Raw genomic sequence first — 26565 nt, 5'->3', positions numbered from 1 at the left:
AAACAACTTATGTATATATTGTCCTTGCCTGTTCTCTAACAAAAGAAAGTAAATAGTAAGATCCTCCAGCGTTCTTACCTGTCCATCCTGAATGTTTCCAGCCTCCAAATGGCTGTACTCCTGGCATCGCTCCAGTAGTAGCTCCTACCATTCTATTTGCATACACTACACCAGCTTCAATCTTGTTAAAGAAATATTCTATCTCTTTCTGATCTTCTGAGAATATTCCGGCAGTTAATCCATATTCAACATCATTTGCTAATTTAACCCCTTCCTCAAGACTACCGATTTTAGTAACTAGAATTATAGGTACAAATAACTCAGTCTTCCATAACCAATGAGATAGGGGTAAATTGGATACTATTGTTGGTTTAACCAACCTTCTCTTCATGTCTATGACCTCTCCACCGTACACAATCTCTCCCCCTCCTTTCTTAGCTTCCTCTACGAACTTAACATACTTTGATACCGCGTCGGAATTTATTAACGGACCAAGAAATGTCTCCTTCTTTGTAGGGTCTCCTATGATCGCCTCCTTAGTCCTATTCACTAACTTGTTCAGAAACGTATCATAAACATTAGTTTCAACGTAAATTCTTGAGCTCGCACTACACTTTTGCCCTCCAAAACCAAACGCACCTCTAAATACGCCTTCTACAGCCTTGTCTATATTTGCCTTATCGGTAACTATGACAGCATTTTTACCACCTAACTCCATAACTATAGGTCTAGTATCTATATCGAGAAAATCCTTTGCGAGTTTATGCCCAACATCCTTTGATCCTGTGAAAGCTAGACCGGCTATCCTCCTGCTCTTCAGAGCTGGAGTAACAATTTCACTTCCTTTCCCAGTTAAATAATTTACCACACCATCAGGCAACCCTGCTCTTCTCAGAATCTGTATTAGGTTGTATGCTGATAATGGTGTATCTGACGAAGGCTTTACAATAGCTGTATTCCCAGTTAGAACTGCGCCTAAAGTCATGGTAGCAGTTATTGCCAAAGGAAAATTAAACGGCGAGACTACAAACCATGTACCATACGGTCTCATCACGCTATATCCTTTCTCATTCTTGTAAATTCTTGACTCCATTTCCCTGATATATCCCCTATTCTCCTCTAACAAATAGGCGTAGTACCTAAGATAATCTATTGTTTCGTCGACTTCAGCCATGGCTTCATACCTATTTTTACCGTTTTCAAAAGTAATTGTGGCTGCCAGAGCGAATTTGTGTCTTGCCATTAACTCAGCAGCTCTCATAGCAATCTCTACTCTGTCTTTCCAGTCTGAATATTGCCATTCCTTATAGGCATTTTCTGCAGTTTCTATGGCTTTATTCAGCTCGCTCTCAGTTGCTTTCTGGAATATTCCTAACCTTAAATCAGAATTAAAGGAGACTGTGACAATTATTTTTTCATTAGTCCTTATCTCACTTTTACCTATAATCAATGGATATTCCTTTCCTATTCCTGATGATAGTTCATTTACAGCCTTGTCGAATTCCTTGTGAAATTCCTCTTCTCTCCCTTCTTCTAAGTACTTCTGATACGTTCTCTCATTTACAAATGCCATGATTAATATATATGACGGTCTATATTTATATTTTAGCGGATATAGTTCTTTAAAGATATCACAATAAAAAAGACAAAATTACAAAATGATGAAAGCCTCGCCTTTTAAGGCGGAGAGGAAGTCAGAATTCACCTTCATATTTAACTCTGCTAACAAACTAGTGGCATTGGAAACATAAGATTTTTGGCTAATCGTTATATACTATTTTTATCAAAGTATGCCAGTATAATGAAGATTATTACATCACTCGCAGGAGTTAAGAGGAGACCAATCTGTGTTCGTGTCCCTCCACTCTTCAACAAATCGAATATAGCAAGAAAGTTTAACTTGATCGAATTGCCTGATGAATTCAATGACTTGAAAGAGTTTCTTGCCCTTAGGGAAACTTTAAAGAAAGTCAAACATGAAAATGAATCAAAGGTTCATGTGATAGGAAATTTTTATGTTGTTGATCTAGTGAAAGGGAATATCAAGTTGGGTGAAAGTTCTCTTGTTGCAAGAGGATATGCGCTAACCTATCCTTATTACAAGGCAATAGCTTATCTGAAGTCAAAAGGAGTTACTGGAAATGAAATGGCTAAAATACTCGATTATTCATGTTTCGTATTGGACAATTACTTTTCCTATATTCCCCTTTTGGTAAGGGAAGGTTTAAAGTTATATACAGAGGGAAAGTTAGATGAGTTCCTAAGGCTAACAAATCGTTTTAGACCAATCATGTATGTGGGCAGAGAATCAGGAAAACCCTTAGATTTACTAAAAAAATATTATAAGGGAAATAATTTAAAGAGAGACTGGGAACTTCTACCAGAATCTTATAAAAAAATGATATTTTACTTCTTAGACTCCGGTTTAGGACTTCTACCAGGATCTTCCAAATACGAGCTAGGGGAAATAGATAATGTAGTAGGGGAGGAAATTGATAACGGCAATATAATATCTCCTCTAAGTTTTCCTGAATTCGTTGATTTAACTAATTATGGGGTTAGGACAGTAACTCAAGGGAAGGACTTAATAATATTAGGACCCATTAGAAGTGGAAAGAGTACCTTAAGTAGTTTGATAATGAAGAGGCTTAAAGAGATAGGATTTGACGATGTCAAGTTAATAGACTATCATGACTTAGAAGGAAATTACGCCTTTATTAAGAAAATTCAAGATGATATTAATAACAGCCTGGGCTTTAGAAAGATAATAGTTCTAACTAAGGACATTTACTATACCTTGAAACCGGAAGGACAAGTAATAGAAATATTAGACCATTTCCTCTCTTCACCAAATTATAATGATTTGTTAAAAGATTATGAAAGAAATATATTTGACTACTTTTACAATGTGATTCTAGATGCAGATCCGAATAAAGCCATATGGTATATTCCATTAGTTAAACTTGCAGAAGAATATGGGACTCCTATACCATATAAACTTGGTTTATTCACACTTGCTAAGAACGGGAGAAGAGTAGTTGAAGAAGATAAAGACATAATAGTTGAGTGGTTTTCTAACGTAAACGAAGATCTAAAGACATATTTTGATGATGAATACATAAAAGAAAGCCAGCGTAAGGTAGATTTAGACAAGATCATTGATGGATTATCTTACTACCTATTAAGTAAAGTAAGAGAAGACTCTACCAGTGCAATAGACTTGCTTAAGTTGTATTTTGCAGAAGTAGGCGAAAGTCGACTACAAGTAAATAGTGAATTAAATAAACTACTTTTGTCAGCAGGGAAATTGTATAAGCCATCGAGATTAGCAATAAGAAAAATATTCAATGAACTAGCCGACGTAGTATCTGCAACAAAAAGTATTGATTGTGAGGAATTGAAGGGAGACGTAGATCCTATAGAAAATATCATTAATATTCTAGTTTTACTAAGGAAAAGTGGAAACAGAGAGTGTGTTTCATGGTCATTTGAAGAAATACTTAAATTGAAAGATAAAACAGTAATTAGAGATTTATTAAGTGATGTCATTTCTAGCTTCAATAGATTAGGAAAAGATAGAAGGTTAGCGAATTTGTTCTCTCTAATAATTTATAGTTTTCTTAAAGAAAATACACCGACTAACCTAGAAAAGATGTTGGAGGATTTGTCTACGATCACCCCCTTCTCTCAAATTCCATTATCATTACTTTACTACAAAACAGACATGATAGATAAGATCGATGTGAAGGACCCGTTACTTTCAACTCTGATTTACTCTCTATTAATTGACTACAACGTGAGAAATAAGGAACTTAGCAAGGTTGTAACACTTTATGATAAGTTTAGAAAAAATTATACAAAAGCCAAGAATACACAACTAAATCTAAAGGAGTTTAAGGAGGTAATCTCATACCTATATGCTCCGAATCAATTTGATAAAATAGAGGATTTTATGGATTTCTTAAAAAGGAGAGCTGATGCCATAATTGGATATACATTGTTGTTAACTCATCCTAATGACGAGTCAGTAAAGGGAACAATTGAGTTGGCTGAGAAACTAATTCTACCGTGGGGACAAATAATACTCAAGAGAATAAAGAGTTCTAGTACAACAGACGAAGACTATATGGATCTATTAAAAATGTACCAGCTCCAGATACTTAAAAGTCTAGCCAATAATGAGAAATATGAAGCTAGGCTTGCTCTACAGGGAATAACTGAACTATCCTCAATTATTCACAAGATAAAAGATAATAAAGCTAAAAGTAGTATTGCTACTGCAATTACATTATCAAAGATGATAATAGATAATAAAGTAAAGATACTTACGAAAGTAGAGACTATTTCTGACCTATTAGTATTTTACTCCACTCTCTTTCTAATGGGTAATAAAAATGCTTTACCTTTAATAGAACTTTTAATTTATCAAATAGATAAAAATGACCTTATACAGTACAACCTTTTTACAGATTTATATAGTCTCCTCAAAGGAGAAGAAATAGATAGAAATTACTACAATTCAGTTATGCTAACACTCATCTCTAAGTACAAAAATGATAGGAGTAAAGTTCTAGTTTTATTAGTCACATTAACAGGTTTATGGCATGTGTTAGGCTATAGAGATTACTAACTAGTATGAAAATTTTCTCAGAAAGATTTATTTGACAAAAAACAAATAATGAGTCAACATGGAGCTTTCATTATCATTGCCTACAAAGAGAGTCTACTACTATGTGCTGAAGAGTAAAAACGGTGTCACAATACGACAAATACAAGAGGATCTGGGTTTCTCTTCAACAAGTGCTGTGAGATATCACGTGAAAAAACTTGTTGCTGCTGGTTTAGTTGAGGAAACATTAGAAGGAAAGATAGTGCCTAGAAAAGTAATTCTTGATGACGATTACATGTTGCTTTTCAACAATATCTTACCTAAAAGTGTGTTTTTTGCCTCTTTCTTCCTGACCTCATTTTTCATCATAATATTTCTCATTTCCTCCCATGAGCTTGCATTAGAAGTATTTTCAGCCATAGTAGTGCTTATTGGCGGGATAGTTTTCGTCGTAGATGCAATTAAAAGACACATGAGGTTTACGAAAATACATTTAGATGAGGAGTAAGCTTCTCAGCCGGAGATAATCTCATCAATTGATCAGTAACATCGACCCCTCATCACATTCCGAGCTCTTTCAGAACTGAGTATATACGAGCATTCACCTCAATACTCTCCTTTAAGGGTCTCCTTACACTTCCTACACTTACCCCTCTATACCTCAGGGCTACCTTTACACCTGAGGGAAAATCTCCACTCATTATTGCATCACTTATCTTTGATATCATCTCTTGAATCTCTAAACTCTCATTTAACTTACCTTCTCTTACTCCCTGATATGCCCTCATCATTAACTCCGGGGCGACGTTAGCTACTGCTGATATGCATCCATTACCGCCCTCAATTAATGAGTATATAAATAAAGTATCGCTCCCTATCAGGATTTTCAGGTCATTCTTAATTTCTTTTAGACCTAAATATTTCTTGAATAAAGGTAAGTTATCAGTGGTCAACTTAATTCCATCTATAATATCTTGCTTCACTAACTTACTTATTGTCTCATATGTTATGGGAACCTTGTCAGGATATGCGTAAACATATAATGGAAGACCTAATTTCGACATCTCCTCAAAATAGCTGATTAGCCCACTTTCAGAAGGCTTATGATATATTGGAGGAATGAGTGCAATTCCTTCCATGCCCACATCAAAAGCTAGCTTACCCAATGAGAGTGTGTTCTTAAGAGAATTTTCAGAGACATTGACTATTATTTTGAGTTTTGTTATCTCTCTCAGTTTTCTTATAAACTCTTGCTTCTCACTTAAACTTAACATATTAAATTCTCCAGTACTACCTAAAGCGAATATCCACTTAACTCCATTTCTCCCAAGAAAATTCAAAAATAAATTTAGAGATTCAAAATCAATATCTTCATTTTCCTTAAAGGGAGTGACAATTGCGGGTACTACTCCTTCCATATTTACACATACTTAAATAGTTCGATTATATATTAAGATTTGTGAAGCTTTCAAGGCGTGAATTAATATATCTAGTAGCTGTTAGGAAATATAATGATCAGGGTAAACAAGCCAAATTAAGCTGGATAGCTAGAGATTTAAAAATCTCTCCTGCAAGCGCCTTCGAAGAGCTTCAACACCTAGAAAAGAAGGGGTTCATAGAAAAGAAAAAGGAAGGAATCTCTATTACAGAGACAGGGATTAAAGCCATTGAGGAGCTAGTTAGAGCTCATAGGATATTAGAGTATTTATTGGTAGATATGGGTTTTTCGAAAGATGAGGCATGCCAGTTTACAAGGGAGTTTGATTTCGCTGTCCCAAAGGAGATTATTGATAAACTTTATGAGTATTTAGGAAAACCGGGCAAATGCCCACATGGTGAGAGAATACCTTCATATTAACGAGAATTAAGCTAGCAGATGTAATTTAAATGGAAGCACAACGTACGTGGACTAAAATATATTTTTCACAGAGTGTATAGACATGAGAATTATTAAGATGCTCTTCTATACATACTCTTGTAGAGTAAATCAATCTGTTCTTCTATCTTTTTCTTAGTTAAAAGTAATTGTTGTTTTAAGCAAATATGATCCCCCTTACTTATACACTCTTGTATCTTAATGATGTCGTTAGCTAAATCCTTATTCTTGGAGTATTTTCTAAAAAAACCACTCAATTCCCTATGAACCCACGAGTAAACTGTCTTTTCATTTCTAGAGTTTACATGAAGTAATGCCTTCTCTATCGAGGTTTTAGCCAAAATCATATCCTGAATTAAAAGAAAATCTTTGTCTATTGACACAAAAATGATATAACCAAGCTAAATATAAATATCTACCTAGAACAGCAATACCCCCACCCTCCTCCCGAATCTGAGTATATTAACCCATGTCAATGAGGATTCTCAGCCGGGTGGGGTACAATTATGATGACGTCGACATAGGCTGAGCAATGAAGAAGGGTCGATAACCTGATATATAGTCTTTTCATAAAAATATGTATAATGGAGTTAGATGAGATAGCTAACGAAATTAAAGTTTGTAGAAAGTGTAAACTTTGGATGAACAGAAAGAACGCTGTTCCCGGTGAAGGGAATCCCAAGGCAAAGGTTATGTTTATTGGAGAAGCTCCAGGTGAAACTGAGGATGAAGAAGGAAGACCTTTTGTCGGTTCAGCTGGAAAACTACTCACTAGACTGATAGAAGACACCCTGGGTATTAAAAGAGACGAAGTTTTCATAACAAATGTTGTCAAATGTAGACCACCAAATAATAGAGACCCTGAAGAAAACGAGATCACTGCATGTTCATCATATCTTGATCTTCAAATCAAATTAATAAAGCCACAGTTAATTGTTACATTAGGTAGACATTCGACTTCTTATATTCTCTCAAAGGCTAATATTCAATTCCGTTCCATAACTAAAAGTAGGGGAAAAGTGTATGAATGGAAAATTGACCAGGACTCCATAAAGATATTTCCGACTTATCATCCTGCTGCCGCATTATATAACCCAAACCTAAGAAGTGTGCTTGAGGATGACTTTAAGATGATAAAGAAACTTATAAACGTTTCGAAAGATTCAAAAAGATATACGATTGAATTCTTCTTAGGTGGAGAAGATAGATCTAGGAATAAAAGGTAAAAAAGTAATTGTCACAGCCTCTAGCAAGGGAATAGGGTTTGCTACGGCAAAGAGGTTTGTTGAAGAGGGTGCAGAGGTAATCATATCCTCACATGACGAAAAGAACCTTATTTCAGCATATGAGAAATTAAAGAGTATAGGTAAGGTTCATTATATTACGGCAGATTTAACCAAGACTTATGATGTTGTAAAGCTCATAGATGAAGGCTATAAGATGTTAAATGGACTAGACATATTCGTATATAATACTGGTAGTCCAAAGCCAGGAGATCTAATGACTTTGACAGATGAGGACTGGAGGAATGCATTTAACTTACTATTAATGAGCGCAGTGGTCGCAGTAAGAGAGGCAGGTAAAAGAATGGGAAAGGATGGAAGAATTATATTAGCTACCTCATTTACCTTAAAGCAACCAATGGATAATTTAGACCTGTCCAATGTGGTAAGACTGTCCTTAGCAGGTCTAATAAAAGTAGCCTCAAGGGAACTAGGACCTAAAGGTATTTTAGTGAATGGAATAATGCAGGGTTGGACGTTGACAGATAGGTTAAAAGAAGTTGTTAAGAATAGGGCAAAGAACGAGAATAAGACCGAGGAACAGGTGATCGACGAAGTAACAAGAGATATTCCACTTAGGAGATTTGGGAGTCCAGAGGAAGTTGCTAATGTTATAATATTTCTGGCTTCAAGTTTAGCAACTTATGTAAATGGTGTTTTAATACCAGTAGATGGTGGAGCTATTAGGGCTACGCTTTAAAATCATTAAGGCTAATAATACCCCCTTTTTTCTTATGAAGAGAAACTTCTTTCTTTGTACTACTTAACAATTATATCTCTGATAGTCTTAATTATGATTGAGAGTGTAGTATGAAGCTTATTGAGTTTTACGTGAACAACTTCAGAAGCATATCCTCAGTCAAATTAACAGGTCTAGGAGGTCTAAATATAATAGTTGGTTATAACGGCTACGGAAAGACAAACCTTCTCACTGCTATATATCTGTTTATAAAGAACTTAGGTGCAGGGTTAGAAAAAAGAAATATTGAAGATAGGAATGGAGAGTATATGCTTCTATGGAGAGATTACGATGTTTCTAAACTGATTAAAATCGGGGGAGTAATAGAATTTAACGAACAAGAGGTTTTCAGGAACACTGGTAGAAACGGGAAAATCAGGGTTGAGGTGGTAAATACATTACAATATAATAATAAGTTCATTGAGTGGTCTCTAGAGTCACTGAGCATAAATGGTGGAACTCCTACAAAAGACGATCTGGAAATTGTTAAACAACTATTTTCCTTTGCATCTCAGGCTGTAGAGTATGTACCAATATTCGATCAGTATTACTTCGACTCTACTATGAAGAGAATGATAGATATGAATAGAAGTCCTATAAATATGAAGAGAAAATGGTATGATTTTGTAAACCTTGTTAGTAACACCATACCGGAAATTAAAGGTTTAGAGTTCTGGGATGGAGGGAAGCTGGTTTTAAACATACAGAACTTGCCAATATATATCGACCTAGCCGCCAGTGGATTCCAAAGAGTAATCTTAATGTTATTCATTCTGTGGTTGAGTGGTAGTAAAGTTCTTTTACTGGAAGAGCCTGAGGTGAATATGTATCCCACTTTACAATCAAAAATTATGAGACTGATAAAGGAGTGGACTAATAATGATGTATTTCAGGTTTTCGTTACAACACATTCTCCATATATAGTTAGCTCTTCAGTTGATAGTTATGTTATAATGAGGAAGAAAAATGGTGTCTCCTCGGCTATTTCAGTTAGACCAGAAGAGAGATTGAAGAAAGTTCTTGGACTGCTAAAGGCTAACATAAGTGACGTATTATTTAATAGAATAATAATATTGGCAAGTGATCTAGTTGAACCTCCTGTCATAGAAAACTGGCTAAAGAAGATTGGATTAAATAGGCAGGAACTGGGAATTACCATTTTTAAAGCATCTAACGACATTGAGTTGCAATTATGGCTTTCATTAAAGAATGCATTGGATTTAAATGTAATATTCTTAGGATTATGTGAGAAAATTGATAATCGTCTTAGGGAATTCTGTGTTCCTCTTAATAGGGAAGTCGAAAACTACTATACCAAGGCAAAATTAATAGAAGTCATTAAGAATTTCGGAATATATCCTGATGAGAAAGAGTTAAGGGATTTAACTAAAGAGGAAACATACAGATGGCTAGTAAATGTGTTCAAAAAGAGAGGAATTGATTATGATAAGTTTAGGGGAAGTATAGGAGAGCTAGTGACAACAGAAGATGGGGCTGAAATGCCTAAAGAGATGGAGATTTTAGCAAATAAAATTAAATCTTTCGAAGAAACCATATAATATTATGAGTACTGATATCCTCTCTGCTATAGGATTAACAATAATATTCGTGGGCTTAATACTGGTTATTGTAGGAATTGTTAGCGGAATAATAAAAAGCTCCAAAAAGGAGAAGAGTGAGAATCAGAGAGAAGAAACAAAAACAGAATATGGTGGAGTTATTTTTATAGGTCCTATTCCTATCGTCTTTGGAAGTAATAAAGATATGGCAAAAATGGCATTAATAATTGGCGTCATAATGATTATACTAATTATCGCATTTGTAGTTTTAAGTTATGTACTCTAATCATAATTTTCCTCTGACTTTCATTGCATTTACTACTCTCTCTATTGCCATTGCCATTGCAGCAGTTCTCATATCCTGATCTCCTAACTTATTATATTTAGTGTATACGTAATCAAACGCTCTCTCCATTCTGCTAGCTATTAGTTTTCTTGCCTCTTCTTCATCCATTATCTCTCCCATTTTGTTATTAGCCCATTCAACATAGCTTCCAACTACGCCTCCTGCATTAGCTAAAATATCAGGGACTACCATGATTCCCCTGTCCTTCATTACTACGTCAGCGTCAGCTGTTAACGGACCATTTGCACCTTCGACTATCAGCTTTGCCTTTACTTTTGGAGCATTGAACTTGTGAATTACATTCTCTATAGCAGCTGGAATGAGAATATCGCAGTCACTTACCAGGAACTCCTCATTTGTGACTTTCTTACCATCTGGATAATTAACTACGCTTCCTGTGTTATCCTTAACCTCTAGTGCTTTCTTTACATCTATTCCGTTGTAATTTATAACTCCTCCCTTTATGTCGCTTATTCCAACAATTTTAGCACCCATTTCCTCTAAGAACTTTGCAGTGAAACTACCTACGTTACCAAAGCCCTGAATTAGTACTCTAGCTCCCTCTATACCACCTAATACTTTCTCAGCTGCAAGTCTGGCTGTTGTAGCTACACCCAGACCTGTACTGTAAATTCTTGCAGGTAAGCCTCCTAATTCAATGGGTTTTCCTGTAAATGCGGCATAATCTGCTCTTCCTGTAATCTTAATGTATTCATCTACATACCAAGCCATTGTTTGAGGGTTCGTATTAACATCAGGTGCAGGTATATCGATATCACTACCTATGTATTTGTATAAAGCACCTACATATCTTCGGGATAGTTGCTCTAGCTCATCTTGAGTTAGTTTTGAGGGATCTACTCTTATACCTCCTTTTCCTCCTCCATAAGGTAGCAAAAGTAAAGCATTCTTCCATGTCATCATCATAGATAAAGCCACTACCTCGTCCTGAGTAACATTTGGATGATACCTTACACCACCCTTATAGGGACCAAGGGCACTGTTATGCTGGGATCTCCAACCCATAAAAGTTCTTACTTGACCGTCCTTACCTTTTATTTCAATCTTAACCTGAATAACTCTTTCAGGTTGAGCTAGAGTATCTAAAACATCTTCATTTAAACCTAAAATTTTACCAACATTATATAGTTTCTTTACCTGTTGTACATATAAATTAGAGGATAAAGTTTCCTCTACCGCAGAAGAATTCATATTTTATCCAAGTAATTCTTCTCTCTAAACAATTTTAATTTAGCTATAATTTGTGCTAAAATCAGTAGTAAAAACTAGTGATAAATCAAATTGCCTAATGACAATATAATCAAAGAAAAATCATGTTTTTTGTCTAAAAACTATGATTAATATCGATAAAACTACAGTGAAAATTATAGTTCCAATTAGGAAAGTGTTAAAGTCTACAGCCTGATAGGGTAATGTAGTATAGCTTGGCTTAGTTAAAGTAGGTAATGTAGTGTTTAAGGGATAGTAGTTATTACCTAAGAAACTCAATTCGTTTATATAAGTCTTATACGTGTAAGAGTAGTTCATTTGTTGTAATAAAACACCATTCATGGAGAAGTAAATGTAAACAGTGGAGAAATTATCACTGTACTTGTATAGGTATGCTTTAACAACGCTTCCGTTGACAAGTTTTAGGTCGGTGGTATTCGCTAGGGTAAGTTTTTGCCCACTCCAAGTGATTTGGTTACCTCCAACACTAGGTAAGAATGTAATTATATCTTGGTTATAAGGCTTAAAATATACCTGGAAATTAACATTGTTACCTAAAAGCACATTTTGAACAAGAGCACTTCCTGATTGTGGATAAAGTAAATAGTATAGTTCAGCCATATAGTCACCTATCTGGAAGGGATAATAAATCTCAAGATATGCGTCAGGTGTAAGAGTCTGATAAGCTTGATTGTATATACTATACACGTATAGATATGGTTTTGAGACACCATCACCGAGATCCGTTGAATTAATATTCAGGACAATGGGATCAGTATAGTTCTTTAAAGTGAAGACATAAGTATAATTAGCACCAGTGAACGTTGCATTTGCTAATATACCATTAGGTAGTACAACATATTGAGAAGCATTAGAAGAAGTATTTGATAGTAGGTAGAATTTATATGCAGATATATTCTGGTTCATTAACTTAAATGTGGAGTTTCCGGCGAAGTATACTACATAAGTAGCATCTTTAAGATATATCCCGTATGTCTGATTAAACATTAGGTAAGGTAAGAAATAAGGATAATGGAGGTTTAATAACTCATCAAGTAGATTTACGGTGTAATTACCTGAAGATATTGGTAGTGTTGCATTATTTGGTTTTGTTATGCTTAGCTTATTTATAATAACACTAACGTTAACAGAGGCACCTTGATAACCCTTTACGTTATAATCCACTGAGTACAAATTAGTTTTATTACCTGAAACCTGTTTGAGGTCATATTGTAGCTGAGAATAAATTGTGAGTTGACTTATCTTTTGAGTCGAATAACTGTTATAGTTAATAGCAAAACCTGTGGTTACTAACACTGGGATCAATAGTACGATTAGGGCTAATGAAAATACACGCATCAATAAGCTACATTAACTACTATATATTAACTTTTATCCTATGTTAATTTTATTATGGAACGACCTTTAGTTGCAGTAGGAGGAGTAATACTCAAAGACAATAAGGTTCTGTTAGTTAAAAGGAGAAACCCACCCAATAAGGGAAATTGGGCTATACCAGGAGGAAAAGTAGAATACGGTGAAACTCTAGTAGATGCTGTGAAAAGAGAAATGAAGGAGGAAACTGCCCTAGACGTGGAACCTATTGAGTTGCTAGCCGTAGTTGAAATAATAAAAGAGGGATATCACTACGTAATTTTCGACTTTATATGCAAAGTTGTAAACGGGGAATTGAATCCGGGAAGTGATGCCACAAGTGCAGATTTCTTAGGGCTTGAAGATCTATATCTAGAGAAGGTAAGTCCAACCACTATAGAAATGCTGAAGAGATACTTTAACGGAGAAAAAACTCCCTTGTTTATAGTTGAAAAAAGTGTCACTCAAACCTCCAAGTAGATTTTTCTTTTCCATCTAAAATCTTAATACCTGCATTAGCTAGAACAGATCTTATTTCATCGCTTAGATCATACATCTTCATAGCTCTTAGTATATTTCTTATTTCGACAACTGAATCTATAACCTTGTACATAACTTCATAGCTCGGATTAAACTCCTCGTCCATAACCCCAAAGACATAGTTAAATTGTCTAAATGCGCCAAAAGCTAACATTGCACCCATGAAATCCCTAGTGTATTGGATCTTTGTGAAAACTAGGTTGGCAATTTCATATATATTTGAAAGAGCAGTAGCAGTATCAAAATCGTTACTCATCGCCTCATGAAACTTACCGATTAGACTGATTATTTCTCTCTGTGTGCTTATTTCCTCTTCATTAGAGTGACTTTTAGGCTCTTCTTTAATTACACTCCTTATTATACCCATTGCGTCTTTGAGTCTCTGAAGAGATGATCTAGCCTGCTCTAAGGTTTGCTCACTATAGTCTATGGAATTTCTATATTTGGTAGACAGGTACCAGAACCTTAAAACGCTGGGACCCCATTTCTTTAGTGCCTCATTCAAAGGTATTATATTTCCAAGCGACTTACTCATCTTCTCCTTGTTTATTGTGAGATAGGCTACATGAACCCAGTATTTAACCCATGTCTTACCTAATAGAGCCTCACTCTGTGCCCTTTCATTCTCATGGTGAGGAAAGACTAGATCCACACCTCCACCGTGGATATCAAACTGCTCACCGAGATATCTAGTTGACATTGTGGAGCATTCAATATGCCAGCCTGGTCTACCCTTACCCCATGGTGATTCCCAATAGGGCTCTCCGGGCTTCCATGCCTTCCATAGAGCAAAATCATAGGGATTTTTCTTCTCCTTAACTATTTCTTCTCCCTGATTCCACTCCTCTTTTTTACTCCCTGATAATAACCCATAACTAGGGAAGGAATCCACATCAAAGTAGACACTCCCACTAGAAGTTGTGTAAGCATGACCTTTATCTACTAATTTTTGAACAAAATCAATTATTTCCTGGATATGACTGGTTACTCTAGGATGTTGATCTATTTCTACCTTCAAAGCTTTAAGCGACTCCATGTAGTCCTTTGTGTAATAATCTACTATCTCTCTCCAATCCTTGCCTGTCTCATTGGCTCTTTTAATTATTTTATCGTCTATATCGGTAATGTTTTGAACTCTTATTACGTTAAAGCCCCTCAGCTTAAGGTATCTCACTATACCATCGAAACCCACAAATGCTCTACCATGACCTATATGAACATAGTCATAAACCGTAGGACCACAAACATACATTTTTACCGTTAATGGATCAAATGATTCAAAAGTCTCTATTCTTCTACCCAGAGTGTTGTAAAGCCTCAGAGGATTCAAGATTAACCACCCATAAGTAAATTGAATGTCATTTCTCTTATTTTAGGTATTATCCTTAACTCTTCTGCTTTTATATTCAATTGAGAAGCTAACTTCACTGAAGCTAGTCCTGCAATTAGAAACATGCTGGATATGTTTTTAAGTATAACCTGATAAGGTGGATAAATTAACTCTGCATTTATCAGAGAAGCTGTAGCCTCATCTACCTTATCAGAGGGAATAACAATTGGTATAAACTGATTTCCCTGTCGTGACGAGTAAAGTTCTATCTCGTTATGGTTAGCCTCAGGTAACTCAGAGAAAAAGGCTGGATACTTAGCATTCTCATTTACTTCCTGTTTAAATCTTTCAGCAATAGGGAGTAAATCTGAGGCATAAAATATAGGAACCTTTCCAGTGATTCTATTGGCTATTCGTATACTTACCTCTGACAACATGGTGAAATTGTCTTGTACTCCTTCAACTAAATCTTGTACTCTATAGCTAGATCCTGTACTCTGGTTAAGGATTCTAACAAGATATGTGAAAATATACGGAAAAATAAATCTTGTCTGATAGCCTTGGGGTAAGCTTAATAAAGGATATCCTTTACTTTCAGCTATCTCCTTTAGTTTACCTCCAGAGGTAATGACTATTATCTCCTTTACACCTAATTCTTGAGCCCTCTTTACCCCAGCAAGTGTCTCTGCAGTGTTTCCAGAGTAACTTACAGCCACAACTGTAGTATTTGAATCAACCTTTACCTTATAACTCCTAAACAGCTTATACTCCACAGGTAAGTCTAGCAGTTTTAAGACTTCACCTGGTATTCCACTTCCACCAATCCCAAAATAAGCTATTTTTTCAGCGGTTTTAATGCCTGGTATATCACGAGAAATTGCGTCTTCATAAAACTCTTTCCACCTCTCGTAAACATTACTCACCCTTTATCACCATACTAAAGTTAAGAGATGGTGGGTTTGACAAAATTGAGGTCGTTATGCTTTCAACTCCAATTTTCTTGAGATGTGGTCTTAATTTTAGAAGGGACATGGATATCGAAAGCGATGTTGCGGAGAGATACTCCTCAAGTAATGAGGATATTTTACTTCCTGTTAGTAACGAGATGTGGGTAGGTTGAAACAGATAAATGAATACGACATTAACTCTCTGTGTAAACAACAAAAACGACGATAAAGCCTCTTCCCACCTCTGGGAATCTAATGCTTCGTTAAATGAATCTAACAAACTTTTCTGCTTCTTAACTTCAGATCTAAGGAATCTTATTAACTCAGCTTCATTGAAACTAAGACCTGCTTCGCTTATCTCATCCAATTTCTTTGTTAAATTTTCAAAACCTGTTTTCTCCATAACAAATATTTCTTGGTGAATTCACTATAAATGAGTTACCTATTATATAAATTAAAGAAAAAGGTAAGTGTTAGAGATTGTGATTCCTGAAAATTTAAAACTTCTTCCTAGGAATCTAGGGGTCTCATGGACAGCAATACTGCTGTGTTTATTGTACTAGATAAAGAACATACACTAAAAATAGACTTCGTAATACACATAAAAGTTAATTATTAGTTATTATATAAGTAGTTAAATATTAATATATCTAAAAATCTGCGTATGTGTAGTTTATTAACTTTGATTTAGAAATATTAAAAATAAGGTGACTGTAATGGAGAAGTTAGTTGTAATAGGTGGTGGAGCAGCAGGAATGAGTGCATCTTCTAAGGTTAGAAGATTAAAACCAGAGATGGATATCGAGGTATTTGAGTCAACGAGGTTCGTAAGTCATGCTCCGTGTGGAATACCATTTTTCATTGAGGGGCTTTTTGATGATGAAAGTTTATTCATGACATACACGCCCGAGTTCTTCAAAGAAAAGAGGAAAATAGACGTTAAAACAGGTATAAAAATAACTGAAATTGACTTCTCAGGAAGAACTATTTATGGAGAAACTGCTAATAAAGAAAAGATAAAGAGAGAATATGATTACTTACTCTTAAGTACAGGAGCTAAGCCTAAGAAAGTGGAGACTGAGGGCAATGAGAGAGTGTTTTATGTTCATCATCCTGCTGACGCCTTAGAATTAAGAAAGCAACTATGGTCATTAAATACTGTAGCCATCATAGGTGGAGGTATACTAGGACTTGAAATGGTTGAAGCATTGGTTGAAAGGGGAAAGAAGGTCATACTGATACATAAGGGAGACTATCTTCTCAATAGAAGTTTAGATAATGAATTAGGCAAGATTATCACAAGTATTGTGATGAAGGATGCAGAGGTTAAGCTTAATGAAAGATTGGAGGTAATAAAGAGAGGGGGAAGGTTAGTAGTTACAGACAAAGGAAATTATGAGGTAGACGGGACAATAGTCGCAATAGGTGTTGAGCCTAATGTTGACCTTGTTAAAGGTAAGTTAGCCCTAGGAGATACAGGAGCAATAAAAGTTGATGGACATATGAGAACCACTCTAAAAGATGTTTACTCTGCTGGAGATAACACGGAGATTATAAACCTACTTACGGGTAGACCCCATTGGGTACCCTTTGCTCCAGTTGCCAATAAAATGGGTTATGTAGCTGGAAGTAATATAGGAGGGAGGGAAATGACATTCCCCGGTACAGTTAACACTCAAGTTACTAAATATAAGGACTACTACATAGCTAGGGTTGGATTAAATGAGGAGGAAGCTAGAAAACATGGTTTCCATGTTATATCCGCTTCAATTAACAGTAAAACGAGGGCAAGATATTATCCAGGAGGAGGTGATATACATGTTAAAATTATTGCAGATGAAGAAAGTAAGAAGATATTAGGCGGGCAGATAATTGGAGTAGAGGAAGTTTTAGGTAGAATAAATATGCTAGCCGGGATGTTATATAAGGGTTTCACAATTGATGACGTGTTTTTCACTGAGATGGGCTATTTACCAGCAATAAATAGAGTCTGGGATCCTGTTATTGTAGCCATAAGACAGTTGATGAAGGACGATTAGGATATGGTAATACTAATTGGTATTACGCCATATTTAAATATTACATTAATAAAATTATAACAAAGAATGAGTAATACCAATGAACTTGCTGTAATACTGAATGAAGTAATACAAAGATATATAAGAGAGTACTTCAATATTTATGTCCCTAGGGAAGATTTTAAAGAAAGCGAAGCCTCATTGATCACTACTGACATTGTAAAAGAGGTAATTCCAACAAAACAAAATATGGAAGTGTATGCAATAGATGGGAGTAGTAGAAGTATTTTTTCCGCCGGTGGAACAATAAGTATATCCACAGTTGCAGTGTCTTCTTCTAACAAGCCTGTGTACGGAGTTTATCCAGGTTTGTTTGGTCTAAAAGGACTGGAGATTCAGAAGCCCTTCATAGCCTTAGCTCCTTCATCAAACTCTAAAGGAACAATAAATCCGTATTTATATTCATCAAAATATATCATGACATTTTCACTAGATGGTACACCTTTCCAATCTACAATAGAACCTGAAAGAATAGAAATTGAGTTGAGAGCTATATTAGAAACTGAAGCTTTAAAAGTATTAAAAAATAAGGGTTTAGTCTTAGTTGATGGACCATTATTCCCCCCTTATATATACCTCCCTGAGAGGGTCAAAACTAAAATCACAAATGAACGGCTTTCGATTTTAGATCAAAATTTCATTGGAGTAGTTAAAAGGATAGACAAGTCAGACCTGTTAATTAGAACTCTATCTAATAATAAGGAACTGACAGCAAAATATAAGGTAGACCCTCGAGGGTTTTTATCAGATGAGGCCTACTTATATCAATTTGTTAGATTTAATTATAATCCGCCGTACCCCACATTAAGTATTGGACCCCTTGTTAAAGATATAAATGAAAGAGTTAAAGTATTTGTAAATTACATGATTTATCCTATTCATAAATACGTACCGAAATTCTCTATTCTAAGGATAGAATCAATAGGTAAAAACGCTTTAGATAAATTATCTTCACTGAAATTCACAACTGAAGGAATACCTTTAACCTTAGCTGTAGCAGACAAGACTGCAAAAGAATTGTCATCGGGTATTCTGAGATTTATTATGTTCTCGCTTGATAGAATTGGAGTCCAGGAGAGTTTCAGAAACAAATTTGAGGTGCTTGATGTTGTCTGAAGATTTTTCAATGAAGATTAAGGACCAGATAGAGAAAGCCAAAGCATTGGCTATTACATTAGGTGATATTATAGGAAGAGTATCACGTGGAATTCCAAGTAAAGTGGATGAAAACAATACACAAATTAATGTAGTTATTGATCCTGTAACTTACTATAAGTACCCTTTTTTGGGAAAGATCGGGGTTTTATTGGGAGCTATTGACATAAAGACTTTGTACTTTGTTCTGCTGAGAGTCATAGGATATGAAAGAAGTGACGTGTCATCATTATTATATCCAGATTCGCCAATAATATCAAATAATGAAATAGGGGAAGAGGAACCAGGTTCCCTAATATCTAACGTAATAATAAAATGCGAACCTCTCACTAAAGTAAATTTTCTGGAGTCAACGGAGCCAGAGTCAGCTGACCTGGTCGTTGAGCCACAATCACCAGTTATTTTGCCTAGAGCAGAGGTAATAGAGAGGTCTCTAGATACCAATAGAGGTCTTTTGAGATTAGGCTACTTAGATAATCACGTAGGCAATATAAAAGTAAGTATCAGCCTAGATGACCTAAACTATCATACACTGATATTGGGAACAACTGGAGCAGGAAAAACATCATTTGTAAAAGACGTAATTGCAGGTATTTACTCAATAGCAGAGCTGACTAAGGTTTTCGTTTTTGATGCAACAGGAGACTATTATCACATTTTTTTACCGCCTGATAAAACAGATAAGAACGTAAGTCAAAGTTTAACCCTTTTCGAGTCTCTTTACCCTAAGTTGTCGGGATTAAATCTCAGTATAATTTACCCTTTATCAAGAAAGTGGATAAGGAAATACACTAACGGAAATAAGGATCTTTTATCAATAACAAATGCATATTTCAAACTTTACGTGTATCCAATGATAAACTACCTGTCCAAAAAAGGATACAAATTTTACCACAGTGTATCTGAGGGAAGAATAGTAGTCTCAAACAGTGAGTGGAAATCTGAGGTCGAAATATCTCCATTTTATTTTAAGTTTGATGAGATAAAGAAAGTTTTACCTAGATTGAATCCTTATTTCTCTGAACAGGCTACCCAATTTCTTAAGATTCTATTAAAGAGAAAGGGAAAAGACTACAATTCTCTGGCTAGCCTCACGGATTCTCTTGAAGATTATGACTTGGATAATTTGAGTATTCACAAAAGCACTAAGGAGAATATATTAAGAGGATTATATTTGCTCAGATCGACAGGTCTATTTGACGTGGGAGTAAAGAGAGAACCTTTAGGAAGACTACTGACATCTGATAGAAAGTTATTAATTCTAGATCTTTATAATAGTGAATTAGATGACTTCGCTCAGAAAATTGTAACTTATTATTTTCTTGATAAAATATTTGAAATAAGGGAGGCTCAGATGAAAATAGGCTCATTAAAGGAAAGGCTTGTATTGATAATTGACGAGGCTCATAAGTTCTTCCCCTCTGGTAAAGGTTCTGAAGAGGACGCAAATTATGTTAGAAAAGTGGCAGGAAAGATATCATCTATGATGAGGCTAGGTAGGAGAAGAAAAATCGGCTTTATATTCTCTACCCATAATCCAACTGATCTATCAGATATAATAGTTCAGTTGGCAAATACAAAAATCATTTTCAGAATAAAGCCAGAGGTAGCAGAATCCTTAGGTTTATCGAAAATAGAAGCTAAAATATTAAGTTGGGAAAGAAATGGAGTAGCTTACTTAATATCCCCATGGTTAAGGGAGGGTAAAATTAAAATACGAGTACCTGTTCCTCCACCATTAGGACATTATGATTTGTCAAAGGCGAGTTAAATGAGTGAGTTACAGAACGTTCTTAAAAAAATGAAATTAAAAGGAGATAAAGAATCTACAATAGATTTTCTTAAAACAGTTGCTAGACTGTTACCCCCATCCGACGATTACGGAATATCACTGACAAAGAAGGGTGTTCATGAGTATGTATTGGACAGAAGAGGCGTAGTAATTATATCCTTATCACTTGAAGAATATTTACCAATATTTTCAGCAGATAGTAAAAGAATAGAATACAATGAAATACCTGAAGATGTTATTAAAGTGATAAAAACTAATTGGAAGCAAATATTGGGTCAATTAAGGGATTATTTACTTGAATACTCCAAGATAGATAAAAAATATTTAGAAGTGGCTGATCAAGTTAATAGTGTCATATTTGAGAATATCTGAAACCAAAGTCTCCTCAATAAAAATAATTCATTACGAGCACATAAATTATCTAGGTAGACTGCACGGAGGTGTAATGCTGAACTTTCTAGTGGATACTGGAATGATGTCAGCGATAAGGGTAGCCAAAGGTTTAGCGGTTATAGCATCACTTGACGACGTTATATTTAAGAAACCGATATCATTAGGAGATAACATAGCAGTGGAAGCGGAAGCAGAATATGTGGGCAACTCTTCTGTAGAAGTATCTATGAGAGCCTTAAGAGACGAAGAGACATTGGTCGAAGCAACAGGTACGTACGTAAAAATAGACGATTTATTTAAACCCATAATAATAGAGAACAAGCTGATCGCTGACACGGAAGAGGAGAAGAGAAGAATGGAGAAGGCTATTGAAAGGAGAAATGAGAGACAAAGAGCTATTAAGGATAGGGTTGAAAAGAAGTTTGATATCACTGATCCTACAGAAGGATTGAGATTTAGATTATCGTCAAAGATATTTATCACACCTGACATGACCTATGACGGAAAGATAATTTCTGCTGGAAAATTACTTAAAGCGATGGATGACCTAGGCGGTGTATTATGTGGAAGATACATAAAACAGAGTGAACCTGGAACTGTAGTTACTGTTGCCGTCAATAGAATGAGTTTCTATACACCAATTAGGTTAGGCGATATCGTGGAAATAAGAGCAGGAATAATATATGTAGGAAATACATCAATAGAAACACTGATTAATGTAATTAGGATAGATCCAAAAACTATGATGAAAGAACACATAACAACGGGTTATTTCACTTATGTCAGGGTTGACTCTAATGGAAAACCCATAAGAGTACCTAGCTATACACCAGAAACCGACGTCGAAAAGAAATATTATGATGAAGTTTTAAGAAGAAAGAAACTAATTACTACTAGGTAGAATTAGAAACGATGACTTTCTTTTTATTTTCAACTCTTTGTCTTTTTTCATTAATGTAGTCATACATTATAAAAAACGATAATGAAAACCCGAAGAAACTGAAGAAATAAGCCTGAGATATCGACATCGGATTTACTAATCCTGATAGGTAACTACCCATTGCAGATGCTAAATTATTTCCGGCACTGAAGAGACCTAATATGGATCCCCTATTTTTCTTTAAATCTTTGAAGATAAGAGAAAATAACGCCGTATTATATAGAGGATATAGGCTACCAAAAGATATAAAAAACAAGACAGTAAGATAGCTAAAATTAATCTTCATAAAGAGCAAATACCCCACTAAAGCTACTAAAAAACCTCTCAGAGCTATTGAAATAAAGATATAGTATAATTCATTATCCCTAACTAAATTTGGCGAGATGTAGTAAATGTATTCATCTATCGCATACAGTATAGTATAGCTAACGAAATAGGTCCATGAAGGCAATGTTAACAGATTAAGTAATGGGATGTAAACCACATAAAAGACCTCTGCAGAAAGGTTAAATATAGAATAAGAGATTAAAGGTTTAAGTAACCTCCTAGTATCCCTTATTCTCTCTACCTTATCCTCTCTTATATCCCCCTTATACCTAGGTATCAATATGGCGTTTAAGACAGCTGCGATTATAAAGAATATAATTATAGTGAAGAACTTTAACTTAAATGCGCCCATTATACTACCTATTATATTTCCAGCCAAGGAGAGTTGAGATAACATGGAATTCGCGACAACAGCCTTATCCATGGAAAATCTCTCTAACAGTAATATGGAGTATATAGGTGAATCTAGGGCAGTAAAAAATCCTAACAGAGTATATCCCACTAGACCTAAACTTGTATCGAAGATCAACAGTGTGATTCCGATACCAGATACAGGAAGTATTATAAAGAATATGTATCTTTCCCTCACTCTATCAATTATCCTACCCCATACATACGATCCCAAACCCACTGCTAACTCATTTAGCATTATACTTATTCCTAATAAAGCAGTGGAGTGAGTCTGATCATAGAGTACTAAAGGATAAAGCAAAGACAATAATGTTGATCCGGCTACTATGAATGCTTGCCCTATGAATAGCTTCACGTTAGTTGTGTTTATCGACAATAACTTAAAAAGAATAAGGCATTAACTACTTACTCATGGAATATATAGCTCTTATAATAGGCATAATAACATACGGATTGATCATTTCAAGGAGTATTATTAGGGTACCTTTATGGGCTTCTATGTTCTTTGGTGGAATCTTAATGATAGTGACAGGAGTAATAACTCTACAAGAAGCTTACTCCAGTGTTAATTTGGATGTAATTCTATTTCTCATGACACTTTTTATGTTCTCGTCAGCGTTAGAAGTATCTGGATTTCTAAAATTTCTTGCTTACAAATTAGTTTCTCGATATAAAGATCCAAAAAAGGTTCTCTTCTATATTCTATTCTACGCTGGAATCCTTTCCAACTTGGTTACAAATGACGGTATATCATCAAGCTGGACACCTGTTGTTCTTGAAGCGTCTAAGGCAATGAAAGTCGATGAGTTACCCTTCCTTTACGCTTTAGCATTTGGGGTAACAATAGGTAGTGTAATGATGCCAACTGGCAATCCTCAGAACTTATTAATATTACTAGAATCCAATACTCCTTTTCTGATATTTGTTGCTATTCTTCTAATACCTACTATGATAAATTTTATCATTTCTTATTTCGTCCTCCTTCTAATTTTTAGAAAAAAACTCTCTAACATTACTGTGGATGATAACCTTGGAAATATTCAGATACAAAACAAAAGATTGGCTTATTCTTCTCTTATTTTATTGGCAATTACTATCATACTATTTTTTGTTTTAAGCATTTATAGAATAGATATAGTACTAGCCTCCCTAGTAACTTCCTCGATCTTATTACTGGTCAATAAAGAAAGAAGAGAAATAATTCAAAAGGTTGATTGGAGTGTAATTGTGTTTTTCATAGGACTGTTCATATTTACTGAAGGTCTGGTAAAGGGCGGAATAATGGATGCTTTGTATCATATAGTTCCATTACCTACTAACACAGCTACCATAATGGCTTCCAGTGTAGTCCTAAGTCAAATACTCAGTAATGTGCCTTTAGTTGCTATATATATACAAGAAATGCAGAAGTTAGGCGCAGTAAGTATATTGAATTGGCTAGCGTTAGCAGCCGGAAGCACTATTGCCGGAAACTTCACTATTTTAGGGGCTGCCAGTAATGTTATAGTCTCTGAAGCTTCAGAAAGCAGAGGAGGAAAAGGCTTTAGCTTCCTAGAATTCATGAAATATGCATTGCCTATATTAGCTGTAAATTTTGTAGTACTTTATCTCTTCATTTCATTTGTTGGGACAATCTTGATACAGCTATTAACCGCATTTCATTAGTACCTCATGATATTTCCATTACATTCGTTTCCCTATAGGGTCTCTCCAACTTAGACTCCCTAGTTAACCCATGTCCGCAAAATATATGCATTCGCGTATCGCTACTCCCACATAACCATCCCTTCTTATGGTTAAAGTCCTGATGCTTTCCCTATAAGCATCTCCGTCCAATTAGTGAATCTTTAGATACGTTAACACTATTTAAATTTAGATAACTAAATGCAATTCTAAAGATCCCAGAGAAATCAAGTTTATGAATGTCTATTCCTCACGTTTTACTATCTATAAAAAGCATACATATACCTTGAATGGACTTGAGATTGAAAGTAGAGTTATTTTAAACTCTCTAATCCACTTAAGTACATAGAGAACAATGAAGATATTGTACTCGAGTAAGGACGATATTCAAGATAAAATAGCTTTGATACCAATAGGTAGTTTAGAACAACACGGACCTCATTTACCTATGGGCACTGATTCTATAATTGCTGAAGAAATAGCTAAAAGAGTTGAAGAAGAGCTGAATAATGTTGTTTTATTATTCCCAACTGTTTATTACACCTGTTCCATGGAACATGAGGGATTTCCATATGCAGGCGTCTCATATGTCACATTCGCTTCTTACATGATCGAAATCCTAAATTCTATTTCAAAATTTTCCAAAAAGGCAGTATTAGTAATAGGACATGGAGGAGTAGTTTCTGTACTAGATGTAGTTAAGAGGCAGTTAAACTTCAGTAACAAAACATTTAAAGTTTACACATTTACAGTTCAGGAAGAAAATTCAGAGGATCTTCATGCAGGCACAATAGAGACATCTGCAATAAAAGTGATTAATCCAAAACTGGTTAATGAAGATAAGTTAAAGGACGTTAATTACTCTTTTCAAGAGGGTGTCTTCGATATTATAACTACTAAAGAGTCAAACCCATACGGAATTATTAATAAGGGAAAAGTAGTTATAGATGAAGAAAAAGGCAGAATGTTTATCAGTAAGAATGTGGAAAAATTAAAAAGACTAATTCTAAGCCTTACAAAATGATGAAAGCCTCGCCCTTTAGGGCGGGGAGGAGGTCAGATGTTAGTGTATAGCGTTGTTACTCTCACTACTTGTCCGTTCGAGAGAGATAATGCTACAGTATAGTTTCCTCCTATGCTTAGACCTGCCACAGTCGGGAAGAGTATTGTAATTTGGTTATTACCTTGATTTAACATTGATGGAGATATATTGGTCGTTGTTATTGAAAATGCCTCTATTGTAGCTGATATTATAGATATCCCCGCCACATTTGAATAGAGTGTAACCTTGAGTTCACCATTGGGTTTAAGGTATGCAGTACCAACTTGATAAATTGCAGGAGGCATGTAAGTGGGACCACTAGGATAGGAAGGTATACCAAATGTAGTTGGACCTTGTGCAGGCATGCCTCTAAATCTGTTTATGACCTCATCTATTGAAATATAAATTAGGATCCAGCCTATAAAGCTCAAGAAAATTTCAATTATTCCGCCTATAGACATTAAACTAGAATTATAACTATTACCAATGTTATAAAGTGCTACTCCTATTAATACCTGAGCCAGAAATATTAATAAAACCCCAACACCAACTAGTGCAATTCCCGCAAAGGGTACTAAGAAGCTTAGTACTCCGCCGATAAAGGCTACTATAAAACCATATATAAGTATGTTAAGCCCTGTCGAGCCTAAATTAACATTCTTACCTAAATTTAAAAAAGCTTGAAATGCGTTTCTCAACTTAGGTATTCCCACTACAAAATAAAGTATCAATGGCACAATTATTAATAAGGCAAAAAAGAAACCTATGAAGTATAATATGCCTATTATAATAAACCACAGAGCAGCATCTTTTAGTTTATTTAACGCATCTAGATCGGAAGTTGGATACGACATTTCACTATATTTGTTAAATCTTAAATTATAAAATCTATTCGTAGTTTGACTAAATAT

26 protein-coding genes are annotated in these 26565 nt (G+C 35.1%); 16 read left to right on the top strand and 10 right to left on the bottom strand.

Annotated elements, in window-relative coordinates; genetic code table 11:
* Positions 1–7: 7 nt before the first annotated feature.
* On the bottom strand, positions 8–1573 hold the full coding sequence (locus SUSAZ_00835) for an aldehyde dehydrogenase (GenBank protein AHC50679.1): 1566 nt from the start codon (positions 1571–1573) through the stop codon (positions 8–10).
* An 85-nt stretch (positions 1574–1658) separates the two neighbouring features.
* Here SUSAZ_00835 and SUSAZ_00830 point away from each other — a divergent pair, with 85 nt between their 5' ends.
* Genes SUSAZ_00830 through SUSAZ_00820 form a run of 3 tightly spaced genes read left to right on the top strand, consistent with a single transcriptional unit; the run spans position 1659 to position 5117 of the window.
* Complete coding sequence (locus SUSAZ_00830; GenBank protein AHC52396.1) at positions 1659–1751, top strand: hypothetical protein; 93 nt, start codon at positions 1659–1661, stop codon at positions 1749–1751.
* 50 nt (positions 1752–1801) lie between these two features.
* Complete coding sequence (locus SUSAZ_00825) at positions 1802–4630, top strand: hypothetical protein (protein AHC52395.1); 2829 nt, start codon at positions 1802–1804, stop codon at positions 4628–4630.
* A gap of 58 nt (positions 4631–4688) precedes the next feature.
* Positions 4689–5117 (top strand): hypothetical protein, encoded by a 429-nt coding sequence (locus SUSAZ_00820; protein ID AHC50678.1) that lies wholly within the window; start codon positions 4689–4691, stop codon positions 5115–5117.
* A 52-nt stretch (positions 5118–5169) separates the two neighbouring features.
* Here the strand turns inward: SUSAZ_00820 and SUSAZ_00815 are convergent, their stop codons facing one another.
* On the bottom strand, positions 5170–6027 hold the full coding sequence (locus SUSAZ_00815) for a dihydrodipicolinate synthase (protein ID AHC50677.1): 858 nt from the start codon (positions 6025–6027) through the stop codon (positions 5170–5172).
* 41 nt (positions 6028–6068) lie between these two features.
* Between SUSAZ_00815 and SUSAZ_00810 the strand changes: the two genes are divergently transcribed.
* Positions 6069–6467, top strand: a complete 399-nt coding sequence (locus tag SUSAZ_00810; protein ID AHC50676.1) for an iron dependent repressor — start codon at positions 6069–6071, stop codon at positions 6465–6467.
* 92 nt (positions 6468–6559) lie between these two features.
* Here SUSAZ_00810 and SUSAZ_00805 read toward each other — a convergent pair whose 3' ends face one another.
* A complete protein-coding gene (locus SUSAZ_00805; GenBank protein ID AHC50675.1) occupies positions 6560–6868 on the bottom strand; it encodes a hypothetical protein in 309 nt (102 codons plus the stop codon).
* A gap of 201 nt (positions 6869–7069) precedes the next feature.
* Here SUSAZ_00805 and SUSAZ_00800 point away from each other — a divergent pair, with 201 nt between their 5' ends.
* The 4 genes from SUSAZ_00800 to SUSAZ_00785 all read left to right on the top strand — a co-directional run bounded on the left by SUSAZ_00800 (position 7070) and on the right by SUSAZ_00785 (position 10352).
* Entirely contained in the window at positions 7070–7711 is a 642-nt protein-coding gene (locus tag SUSAZ_00800; protein ID AHC50674.1) for a DNA polymerase, read from the top strand.
* A complete protein-coding gene (locus SUSAZ_00795; GenBank protein ID AHC50673.1) occupies positions 7689–8468 on the top strand; it encodes a 3-oxoacyl-ACP reductase in 780 nt (259 codons plus the stop codon). Before SUSAZ_00800 ends, SUSAZ_00795 begins: the two co-directional genes overlap by 23 nt.
* A gap of 110 nt (positions 8469–8578) precedes the next feature.
* Positions 8579–10066, top strand: a complete 1488-nt coding sequence (locus SUSAZ_00790) for an ATPase (protein ID AHC50672.1) — start codon at positions 8579–8581, stop codon at positions 10064–10066.
* Positions 10067–10070: 4 nt separating this feature from the next.
* Complete coding sequence (locus SUSAZ_00785) at positions 10071–10352, top strand: hypothetical protein (GenBank protein ID AHC50671.1); 282 nt, start codon at positions 10071–10073, stop codon at positions 10350–10352.
* Here the strand turns inward: SUSAZ_00785 and SUSAZ_00780 are convergent, their stop codons facing one another.
* Both SUSAZ_00780 and SUSAZ_00775 read right to left on the bottom strand, forming a co-directional pair.
* A complete protein-coding gene (locus SUSAZ_00780) occupies positions 10353–11624 on the bottom strand; it encodes a glutamate dehydrogenase (protein ID AHC50670.1) in 1272 nt (423 codons plus the stop codon).
* A 120-nt stretch (positions 11625–11744) separates the two neighbouring features.
* A complete protein-coding gene (locus SUSAZ_00775; GenBank protein AHC52394.1) occupies positions 11745–13001 on the bottom strand; it encodes a hypothetical protein in 1257 nt (418 codons plus the stop codon).
* Between the two features lie 54 nt (positions 13002–13055).
* On the opposite strand from SUSAZ_00775, the gene SUSAZ_00770 reads away from it, so the two are divergent.
* Positions 13056–13496, top strand: coding sequence for a DNA mismatch repair protein MutT (locus SUSAZ_00770; protein AHC50669.1), 441 nt, complete (start codon positions 13056–13058; stop codon positions 13494–13496).
* Here the strand turns inward: SUSAZ_00770 and SUSAZ_00765 are convergent.
* The 3 genes from SUSAZ_00765 to SUSAZ_00755 are packed head-to-tail and all read right to left on the bottom strand — an operon-like array spanning position 13477 to position 16236.
* Positions 13477–14877 (bottom strand): cysteinyl-tRNA synthetase, encoded by a 1401-nt coding sequence (locus SUSAZ_00765; protein ID AHC50668.1) that lies wholly within the window; start codon positions 14875–14877, stop codon positions 13477–13479. The two genes, SUSAZ_00770 and SUSAZ_00765, sit on opposite strands and share 20 nt — an antisense overlap.
* An 11-nt stretch (positions 14878–14888) precedes the next feature.
* On the bottom strand, positions 14889–15809 hold the full coding sequence (locus SUSAZ_00760; GenBank protein AHC50667.1) for a phosphomannose isomerase: 921 nt from the start codon (positions 15807–15809) through the stop codon (positions 14889–14891).
* The gene (locus tag SUSAZ_00755; protein ID AHC50666.1) at positions 15802–16236 is read right to left on the bottom strand and encodes a hypothetical protein; all 435 of its coding nucleotides are present in this window, start codon (positions 16234–16236) and stop codon (positions 15802–15804) included. Before SUSAZ_00755 ends, SUSAZ_00760 begins: the two co-directional genes overlap by 8 nt.
* Positions 16237–16549: 313 nt before the next feature.
* Here SUSAZ_00755 and SUSAZ_00750 point away from each other — a divergent pair, with 313 nt between their 5' ends.
* From SUSAZ_00750 to SUSAZ_00730, 5 genes are all read left to right on the top strand, one after another.
* Entirely contained in the window at positions 16550–17872 is a 1323-nt protein-coding gene (locus SUSAZ_00750; GenBank protein AHC50665.1) for a CoA disulfide reductase, read from the top strand.
* 66 nt (positions 17873–17938) lie between these two features.
* Complete coding sequence (locus SUSAZ_00745) at positions 17939–19027, top strand: hypothetical protein (protein ID AHC50664.1); 1089 nt, start codon at positions 17939–17941, stop codon at positions 19025–19027.
* Positions 19020–20837: an ATPase AAA gene (locus SUSAZ_00740; protein AHC50663.1), complete on the top strand. Its 1818-nt coding sequence runs from the start codon at positions 19020–19022 to the stop codon at positions 20835–20837. The genes SUSAZ_00745 and SUSAZ_00740 overlap by 8 nt, the downstream gene beginning before the upstream one ends.
* Positions 20838–21230, top strand: coding sequence for a hypothetical protein (locus SUSAZ_00735; protein ID AHC50662.1), 393 nt, complete (start codon positions 20838–20840; stop codon positions 21228–21230).
* Entirely contained in the window at positions 21217–22152 is a 936-nt protein-coding gene (locus tag SUSAZ_00730) for an acyl-CoA thioester hydrolase (GenBank protein AHC50661.1), read from the top strand. Before SUSAZ_00735 ends, SUSAZ_00730 begins: the two co-directional genes overlap by 14 nt.
* On the opposite strand, the gene SUSAZ_00725 is transcribed toward SUSAZ_00730, so the two are convergent.
* Positions 22145–23284, bottom strand: a complete 1140-nt coding sequence (locus SUSAZ_00725) for a hypothetical protein (GenBank protein AHC50660.1) — start codon at positions 23282–23284, stop codon at positions 22145–22147. The genes SUSAZ_00730 and SUSAZ_00725 overlap by 8 nt on opposite strands.
* Positions 23285–23340: 56 nt before the next feature.
* Here SUSAZ_00725 and SUSAZ_00720 point away from each other — a divergent pair, with 56 nt between their 5' ends.
* Together SUSAZ_00720 and SUSAZ_00715 are read left to right on the top strand one after the other, a co-directional pair.
* Positions 23341–24594, top strand: a complete 1254-nt coding sequence (locus tag SUSAZ_00720) for an arsenic resistance protein ArsB (GenBank protein ID AHC50659.1) — start codon at positions 23341–23343, stop codon at positions 24592–24594.
* 373 nt (positions 24595–24967) lie between these two features.
* Positions 24968–25636 carry a creatininase gene (locus SUSAZ_00715; protein ID AHC50658.1) on the top strand — a complete coding sequence of 223 codons (669 nt, stop codon included), beginning with the start codon at positions 24968–24970 and terminating at the stop codon, positions 25634–25636.
* Positions 25637–25668: 32 nt separating this feature from the next.
* Here the strand turns inward: SUSAZ_00715 and SUSAZ_00710 are convergent, their stop codons facing one another.
* Positions 25669–26508: a hypothetical protein gene (locus SUSAZ_00710; protein ID AHC52393.1), complete on the bottom strand. Its 840-nt coding sequence runs from the start codon at positions 26506–26508 to the stop codon at positions 25669–25671.
* Between the last annotated feature and the right edge of the window lie 57 nt (positions 26509–26565).

It is taken from the genome of Sulfolobus acidocaldarius SUSAZ, from assembly GCA_000508305.1.
Taxonomy (GTDB): domain Archaea; phylum Thermoproteota; class Thermoprotei_A; order Sulfolobales; family Sulfolobaceae; genus Sulfolobus; species Sulfolobus acidocaldarius_A.
This window is presented reverse-complemented; position numbering and strand designations above follow the sequence as displayed.